General features: G+C 42.7%; 7 protein-coding genes. 6 read left to right on the forward strand and 1 reads right to left on the reverse strand.

Translation table 11 applies throughout. The features are described 5' to 3' along the window. On the forward strand, positions 1 to 793 hold a 793-nt coding region (locus tag BUE31_RS30425), incomplete at its 5' end, for a cadherin-like beta sandwich domain-containing protein (RefSeq protein WP_143167318.1). Positions 794 to 1,201: 408 nt separating this feature from the next. Here BUE31_RS30425 and BUE31_RS30430 read toward each other — a convergent pair. After that, complete coding sequence (locus BUE31_RS30430; protein WP_143167319.1) at positions 1,202 to 2,140, reverse strand: metallophosphoesterase; 939 nt, start codon at positions 2,138 to 2,140, stop codon at positions 1,202 to 1,204. 174 nt (positions 2,141 to 2,314) lie between these two features. Between BUE31_RS30430 and BUE31_RS30435 the strand changes: the two genes are divergently transcribed. The 5 genes from BUE31_RS30435 to BUE31_RS30455 form a co-directional block, all read left to right on the forward strand. Next, the gene (locus BUE31_RS30435) at positions 2,315 to 2,872 is read left to right on the forward strand and encodes a phage tail protein (protein ID WP_073407702.1); all 558 of its coding nucleotides are present in this window, start codon (positions 2,315 to 2,317) and stop codon (positions 2,870 to 2,872) included. A gap of 56 nt (positions 2,873 to 2,928) precedes the next feature. Continuing rightward, complete coding sequence (locus BUE31_RS30440; RefSeq protein ID WP_073407703.1) at positions 2,929 to 3,477, forward strand: phage tail protein; 549 nt, start codon at positions 2,929 to 2,931, stop codon at positions 3,475 to 3,477. A gap of 228 nt (positions 3,478 to 3,705) precedes the next feature. After that, the gene (locus BUE31_RS30445) at positions 3,706 to 4,251 is read left to right on the forward strand and encodes a phage tail protein (protein WP_073407704.1); all 546 of its coding nucleotides are present in this window, start codon (positions 3,706 to 3,708) and stop codon (positions 4,249 to 4,251) included. A gap of 5 nt (positions 4,252 to 4,256) precedes the next feature. After that, positions 4,257 to 5,420, forward strand: a complete 1,164-nt coding sequence (locus tag BUE31_RS30450; protein ID WP_073407705.1) for an ABC transporter substrate-binding protein — start codon at positions 4,257 to 4,259, stop codon at positions 5,418 to 5,420. A gap of 10 nt (positions 5,421 to 5,430) precedes the next feature. Further along, on the forward strand, positions 5,431 to 8,655 hold a 3,225-nt coding region (locus BUE31_RS30455; RefSeq protein WP_200802013.1), incomplete at its 3' end, for a beta strand repeat-containing protein.

The raw sequence follows: 8,655 nt of genomic DNA on the forward strand, positions 1-8,655 counted from the left end.
GGATGCAATAGCAAGCATAACGGTAAATAATGTAGCGGTAGCTTCCGGTACAGCCTCTGGCTCTATCCCATTAAATGTAGGGGATAATACGATCACCACGGTAGTAACAGAGGGGTTGAACACCAATACGTACAGCATGACGATAACGCGTCTTGCCCCAGCCCTATTAACCAACCTAACGGTTAGTCCAAGGGTAGTGCTGACCACTGTATCGGGGGCGGATTATAAGGATTATACGTCAACGGTGAATAATTCGGTAAGCTCGGTTATGATAACACCAACGGCAGCGGATCCCACCGCTACCATAACGGTAAATAATGTAGCGGTAGTGTCCGGCACACCATCAGGATCCATTGCGTTAAATGTAGGCGACAACATCATTACTACGGTAGTAACTGCACAGGACGGCGTAACCACCAAAACCTACAGCATCAAGGTAAAGCGGCAAACGCCTGCCGGACTTGCCTCCTTGTATGATGAAAAACAAACGGTGCCGGTTACTGTAAATGAAGTAGTGGTGCATCAGAATGTATCGCCCAACGGGGACGGCAAAAGCGACTACCTGCAGATAGACGGGATCAGCGCTTACCCGGATAACACGCTGCAGATCATGAGCCGTAGCGGCACGCTGGTATACGAGGTGAAAGGCTATGATAATACTTCAAAAGTATTTGACGGGCACTCCAATACCAATGGTAAACTACAACTGGCGGGTACTTACTTTTACTCGCTGGAATACAAGGACGGCAATGATACCAAACATAAAACAGGTTACCTGGTATTAAAATATTAAGCTTGAAAAATTAGTGATTGAAGGTTAGAGATCAGGGGATCGGTTTATGAAACTGATCCCCTGGTTTTTTATATGGTTTTGAGAAATGGCTTAATTAGCACGGACTAAATACTCCGTAAAACGGCTATATATTTTATCAAATTGATTATAAAGCAAGGGATGGTAAAAAACATCAAGCAGGGGTTATTATTTTTAAATATTAATTAATATTAAATACTTTAATGAAAAGCAGTAAGCATATAATTTATAACGGATCTGGAAGCTATGTTTAGGCAATATAGCCCAATCAAGCTCTGCGGCGTTAAATGCAAAAGAAAATGTGCGGCTATGTTTCACGAAAAATGGCGTTTATTCTACATAAACGCCATTTTTCGTGAAAGTAAATTAATATAAAACAGGTAAAGTATATCAGGCAGCCTGTATTGTTCCAAACTTGTTTAATAAAGCTGCAAACCTTTTGTTTTCGGGTTTGCCCGGGATAAGATGAATAGCGTTTATTTGCGCTTTTTGTTTATCATCATCAAACGCAAATTCCATTTTACCCATCATTAATCCGTCAAAGCCAGCCTGGCACAAAAATATTTCGTGGTTCAAACTATTGTTTAACAGGGTTGGGCCATGAGTTATTTTACGGTTGTCGCCGCTTATTATCACGTCAATATTTGCAGATTGTTGTGCAAGTTTCTGATTGTCAGGGATGGTTCCTGCCTTGTTATTGCCCAGGTGAGAAATGCAGATAACTAGATCGCAATTTTCATCATTCTTAAGCATAGCAGCCGTTTTGTTGGCACATTTAATAGCATCATTATAAATAACGCTGTCAGTAGGCTGGCCTACGCCGGTTATGCCTACCTTTAGTTTGCCTGTTTTAACAATTACATAAGGTTTCACATATTTATTAAGCGTATAACCAAGTTGATAATTACAGTTGATCAGTGTGAACTGCATTAATGGAGCCAGCCGGGCAAGGTAATCTTCGCCTTTTGAAAGCTCATGACTGCCGATCGTTGCAGCATGGTAACCTATGCTATTCATAGCTTCAATCATATTTTTATGCGCGGCATAATTTTGGTCCTTATTTAAAAAGCTTCCGCCATCAAGCAATAACCCTTTTGCATTTTGACTGGTAAGCGTGTTTTTTATATGATTTAAACCGCCCATGTTTTTATAAGCTGCGTTTAAATTGCCATGCAAATCATTTGTATGATAAATAGTTACGGTGTTATCGGCTGCAGGGTTTATCCGGATTTGTTTAATTGCTGCTACTGAAGCAAATGGCTTACTCAGTGCTGCCGCACCCGCAAGTAATGAAAGCTGGCCTATAAAACGCCTACGTTGATTAGTCATAATTAACAAGGATATGTGATGTTTAAGAAATATCGATTTAAAGGTAATAATGATTTTGATATTATTTAATAATAAGTGTATTTTTTTGTAGTAGTTATAGTGAGAAAATATATTTTTAAAAATATTAATGTTTATTAAAAAATAATTAGATTTGGCTTTCAATCTAAAAACCTTATGGAACCTTTCGTTGCGCAAATATTGTTATGCGGGTTTAATTTTGCCCCAAAGGGTTGGGCGATGTGTAATGGGCAATTGATGCCTATAAGCCAGAATACTGCCTTGTTTTCTCTATTAGGAACTTTTTACGGTGGCGACGGTAAAAGTACTTTTGCATTGCCTGACCTTCAGGGCCAGGCTGCGGTAGGCCAGGGCCAGGGCGCCGGCTTAAGCCAATATTTTATTGGAGAGCAAACCGGATCGTCAACATTTACCCTGCAGACAAGTCAGTTACCTTCACATACGCATGATTTTTTGGCATATGCCGGTGCGGTTACTGTTGCTGATATAAAGAGTACACCATCAGGTAACAGCCTGTCCCGCGGTCCTTCAACAGGTTCGGGGCCGCATGCTATAACACAAAAATTGTATGCCACTGATATTGCAACCAATTCCGTTGCTTTACAAACTGAGCTTGCACCGGCAGGCGGAGGACAGCCATACAATATAATGCAGCCTTATTTAACAATGCTTTATGTTATTGCAATGCAGGGGGTTTTTCCTGCACGTTCATAATAATAGAATCTGATTTTTAAATCCATCAAATTGGTAAATACTAAAAAAATAATAGTATGCTACAATCATTTTTAGCCTCAATTTTTGCAATGAGCTTTGGTTTTCCGCCCAAAGGCTGGGCGCTTTGTAACGGGCAGCTTTTGCCTATCAATCAAAACCAGGCGCTGTTTTCCCTTTTGGGTACTACTTACGGTGGAGACGGACGGGTTAACTTTGCATTGCCTAACCTGCAGGGCAGGGTACCTATTCACCAGGGAAATGGTTTTGTACTGGGGCAAGTTGCGGGTCAGGAAAGCCATACATTGATTTATAGTGAAATGCCGCCACATAACCATGATTTTAAGGTAAGTACAGGTGTGCCAACAATTGGTATTCCTACCAATGCATCTTCATTGGCTCAGGGTCCTGTTTTAGGTGTTGGGGCTGACGCTTCAAATATTTTATTGTATACCAATACGCCTTCGGGGCCAGGTAATGCTTTGGTTACACTGCATCAGTCAAGTGTTGGTAATAAAGGTGGCTCGCAGCCGCATACTATAATGCAACCGTATTCAGTATTAAGTTATTGTATAGCCCTTCAGGGTATTTTTCCATCGCAAACCTAGTTTTAAAGCCAGGTTGTGAAGGTGAAACGGAGGGTGATTTAGTATTATGTTCAATACAAAACTGCGGGTTTTGTTAAAGCTAATTATAGTATTTTTAAAAGGAAGCTTGAAATAGTTTCATTTTGGCAAAAAGAATTCCATGCTTAATTTAGTTAAGCTAAAAAATTATAATAGGTGAGTATGTTTAACGGAGTAAAGTCCCATTTATTTTATTTAATATTTTAACTTATGCAACCATACGTAGGTGCGATCATTTTATTTGGCGGCAACTTCACTATTGCCGGCTGGTCAATGTGTGCTGGCCAGTTGATACCCATATCTGAAAACGATACTTTATTTAACCTGATTGGAACCACATATGGGGGTGATGGGCAGTCAACTTTTGGGTTACCTGATCTGCAGGGCAGGGTGGCTATTCACCAGGGTACTGGCGCCGGCTTAAGTACCAGGGTTATTGGTGAGGTAGCAGGTGTAGAAGAAGTTACACTTACTACAAACCAGATCCCTTCTCACAATCACAGTGCCTTAGTAAGCCCCAATATTGGTACTACCGGAATCCCGGTTCAGGGCACTTACCTTGCAACGCCTTATATAGCTGCAGGGCCGAATGCTACTTCTTTAAAGATGTTTAATTCTAACCCGGCGGATACAATTCTTTCAAATCAGATCATTGGTAATGGCCCGGGTGGTAATCAGCCATCATCTATTATACAGCCTGTTTTAGGCCTTAACTATCTTATATCCATGTTTGGAGTTTTTCCAAGCCAAAATTAATTTAAATGAAACGGCCGCTAAAAATAGGTTTGTTATCCCCTTACTCAAGTATCTACCCGTTTTATGCCGCACATTTAACTGCCGGGATCCTTTTGGGTATGAACCTCGACCCCTTCCGGCAAAATCAGGTACAATTTATACCTGCATACACCAAATTAGGTTCAGCTGCTTCTACACAGGAAGCAGCAAATAAGTTAATCTTCTTTGATCAGATTGATATCCTTTCGGGGTTGATCAGCTACCAGTCTATTCCTGATCTTATCCCGACAATAGACAACCACAGAAAAATGGGTTTCTTTTTTGATATGGGCGAATATATCCCATATTTTAATCACCTGAGCCCTGAAATTTTTTATTCATCACAACAGATCTGGCAAACGCAATATGCCTTAGGCAACTGGGCCTATAAAGAATATGGCGACACTGGAATGATGGTGATGCCATTGTATGAATCGGGCTATCATTTAAGCAATGCGTTCAGGCATGGGGCGGGTGATGCCGGGTCAAAGCAAATGCTGAACCACATTTTCCCTAACAAGACAGGTGATTGGGGGCAAACAGAGCTTGATGTGTTTTTTGCAGATGTAAAGAAGTATGCACCAGCATACGTACACGCAATATTTACCGGTAAGCAAAGCAGTACATTTTTAACAGCCTGGCGCGCTTCGGAATTTTATAAAAACATCCCGCTTTTGGTTGCTGAAAATATGGTTTATGACGATGTGTTGTATGATGTGGCCCATTTGGATTTTGAACTTTATGCAACCGTATCATGGAATTACGATTCGGAAGATGTAAGGAACAGGGAGTTTGTGAAGAAGTTTGAAACAAAAGGAGGCCAAAAGGCCAATATATTTGGTTTGCTTGGCTATGAAACTGGACTTGCACTCAATGCAGTGCGGCCGCAGCTTGACAAGCAAGACTGGGATGGCGCGAAAGCTTTGCTGCGAAAAGAATCAATAAGAGGGCCAAGAGGCGAACGTAATTTTTACCCGCAGTCGGGCTTCTCATTGCCAATTACTGATGTGGTACGAATTAAAACAACAACAAATAAGATTTATAAAACAGTTGTAAGCCAGGGTAACGGGTTAAAGTTCGATTCAGCGAATTTTAAAGCGATACATGAGGGTTGCCTGAGTGGCTGGCAAAATCCATATATGTGTATATAAACCAAACTTTATGAAACAAATTTTTACAAAAGGGTTTTACGTTATTGCAGTAATTATTCTTTTAGTGGGAGCAACGCTTCCTTCATGGGCACAGCCTGTATTTACCCACTCAAATGTTGAGACTGGCGATCTAAACAGTGGTTTAACCAAGGATGCAGCCGGTAATATATATGTTATCCATGTAAAACCAGGTACCAGCGGCTTAAAAGGCGAGGTTTTAAAATATTTTAACGGCACTGGCCCGGGGCTAAGTATTTATACCCTGGCCTCGGAAGGTGATGATACGGGCCCTGGTGGTGATCTGCCATGGGGAATTGCGGTTACAAGCACAGGTACAGTTTATGTTACAACTGATTTTACGGCAAACGGCGGCCAAATTATAAAGCTGGCCTCAAACAATGGTACAAGCGGCTCTGTTTATACACCTAGTGTTTTCAGGAAAGGGTCTTATTATTCGGCACTGGCAGTTGATTCACATGACAATTTATTCGCCGCCCAATTGGATGGCACCCAAACGCATTACGCGGTTTATCAGCATTTAACATCAACTGTTGATAGTGTGCTCTTGTATGATAATTTAGCTAATCATGCAGGTAACTCATATCCTAATGGCCTGGCTGTATCGCCAATTACCAACGATATTTATGTTACTAATGATTTTAACCAGGACGGTGGCTTTCCTAATGATAAAGGAGGAATTATAAGGTTGGCATTCGCCAGTTCATATGCTGCATCTACGCTATCTACAAATAATTTTGCCACTGCTCTGACGTTTGATGCAGCAGGTGATCTTTACAGCTCAGAAAACAGCGGCAGCGGGTATAAGTTAGTTAAATATACAGGCGGTTTAGGCTCGCCAACTACTTTGTCAACAGCATTGCATTTTAATGGGATTTTGTATCCATGGGGGATAGCTGTAACAAACAGTACTAATATTTTTGCCGGCGATGGCGATGGAAGTCTGGGGGGCGCTGTTTTACATTTTTACGGAACACCTACTGTGCAGGCAAGCACAGTATCATTTACAAATGTAGCTACTACTACTGCTACAGTTAACTGGAGCGGCGAAGGCAATGGTACCAATAGAGCTGTTTTTATATTACAAGGCACAAGTGGCAGCCCAACTCCATTAATTAACACTACTTATACACCAAGTACAACTTTTGGCACAGGAACAGGGCCCGGCTCATGGCATTGTATCTATAAGGGTACCGGGCAATCATCTGTAAACATAACCGGCCTTACCGCAGCAACGCAATACCAGGTAATGGCTGTAGAATATAATGGATTAGTTGGGTCTGAAAATTATTTACTTTCAACAACTCCCGGTAATCCTGCAAATTTATATACCAACACTACAGTTACCTCAATTAACAGAAAGGCTTTGGCCTCAAACCCCACCAATGCAACATCTGTTGATTATACAGTAACATTAGGCGCGGCTGTAACAGGCCTGGCAACCGGCAACTTTAACTTAACCACTACCGGAACTATCAGCGGGGCAAGTGTAAGCTCGGTAACAGGCACAGGACCTGCATATACTGTAAGTGTAAATACTGGCACAGGTGACGGGAATGTAACATTAAACCTGAATAATGCTACGGGCTTATTACCCGGAATAAGCGCATTGCCATATACCGCAGGTCAATTATATACTATTGACAAAACTCCGCCAACATTGGCCATAACCAGCGATAAGACAGCTCTAAAGGTTGGTCAAACAGCAACAATCACTTTTACCTTTAGCGAAGACCCTTTAGTAACCTTCACATGGGATGGAACAACTGGTGATGTAGTAGTTTCGGGTGGTACGCTTAGCGCTATATCAGGTTCAGGTTTAACCCGCACAGCTACATTTACTCCAACAGCAAACACTAATGGCGGCATAGCCAGCATTACAGTTGCAGCGAGTTCATATACCGATCTTGCCGGGAACGGCGGGGGGGCAGGCACAACGCCAACTATTACTTTTGACACGCAGGCCCCTGGAGCACCATCAACTCCTGATATGATTGCTGCGAGTGACCTGGGTTCATCATCAACAGATAATGTAACAAGTTTAAACACACCAACTTTTAACGGAACCGCCGAAGATGGCTCAGCAGTTGTTTTGTATGATACTGATGGTATAACTTCGCTTGGAAACACAACGGCCACCGGAGGCAACTGGTCAATTACCAGTTCAGTGTTAAGCGATGGCAATCATACCATTACGGCAGTGGCTACAGACGCAGCTGGCAATACCGGTGTTGCTTCACCAGGCCTGGGCGTAACTATTGATACAAGCATACCAACAGTTAATATCAGCAATCCATCGGTAGCCTCAATAGGAGCCGGAGCGGGAAGTGTAACTTATACTATTACTTATGCAGATAATGACCTGGCAGCAAGTACGCTTGCCACAGGTGACGTTACATTAAATACAGGAGGAACAGCAACTGGTACGGTAGGTATAAGCGGGGCAGGTGCAACGCGCACTGTAACCATTTCAGGTATTACAGGGGCTGGTTCAATAGGCATATCGCTTGCTGCAGGAACTGTAGCAGATAACGCAGGAAACCCGGCGCCGGCAGCAGGGCCATCAAATACTTTTACAGTGTTCTCAAATGATGCTACCTTATCATCCTTAAGCACAACGGCAGGGGCGTTTAGCCCGGCATTTGACCCTGCAACCACCACAGGATACACCGTTACGGTACCTTATCCAACAAACACAGTAACTATCACACCAACAGCAGCAGATCCGAAGAATATTAGCGACTTAGAAGTCCAGGTAAACGGCGGAGGGTATTCTCCGGTAAGCAGCGGCACGGCATCGGGCGCGCTGGCGTTAAATGCAGGGAGTAACTCCATAGATGTGCAGGTAACCGCGCAGGACGGGAGCACCATAAAAACATATACAATAACGGTAATCCGTACAGCACCGTCAAGCAATGTTCAGTTAACCTACCTTACGCTCAACCCGCAAACAGCGCTGGTACCGGTATCAGGTGCGGATTATAAGGATTATATAGCGACAGTAGGCAATACGGTTAGCTCACTAACGGTAACTCCAACAAGCCCTGATGCGACCAATACGATAACTGTAAACAATGTAGTGGTAGCCTCTGGTAGCGCCTCCGGCTCCATTTCATTAAATGTAGGAGATAACACGATTGTAGTAGTAGCGACGGCCCAGGATGGAGTAACTAAGCGGACCTACAGCATGAAGATAACCCGTTTAGGGCCGGCCTTA

The organism is Mucilaginibacter sp. OK098 (assembly GCF_900142915.1).
In the GTDB taxonomy this organism is placed as follows: domain Bacteria; phylum Bacteroidota; class Bacteroidia; order Sphingobacteriales; family Sphingobacteriaceae; genus Mucilaginibacter.

Bases quoted from the DNA above. Each gene is read 5' to 3' on its own strand.
- BUE31_RS30430 (WP_143167319.1), bottom strand. From the start codon at position 2,140: ATGACTAATCAACGTAGGCGTTTTATAGGCCAGCTTTCATTACTTGCG.
- BUE31_RS30435 (WP_073407702.1), top strand. From the start codon at position 2,315: ATGGAACCTTTCGTTGCGCAAATATTGTTATGCGGGTTTAATTTTGCC.
- BUE31_RS30440 (WP_073407703.1), top strand. From the start codon at position 2,929: ATGCTACAATCATTTTTAGCCTCAATTTTTGCAATGAGCTTTGGTTTT.
- BUE31_RS30445 (WP_073407704.1), top strand. From the start codon at position 3,706: ATGCAACCATACGTAGGTGCGATCATTTTATTTGGCGGCAACTTCACT.
- BUE31_RS30450 (WP_073407705.1), top strand. From the start codon at position 4,257: ATGAAACGGCCGCTAAAAATAGGTTTGTTATCCCCTTACTCAAGTATC.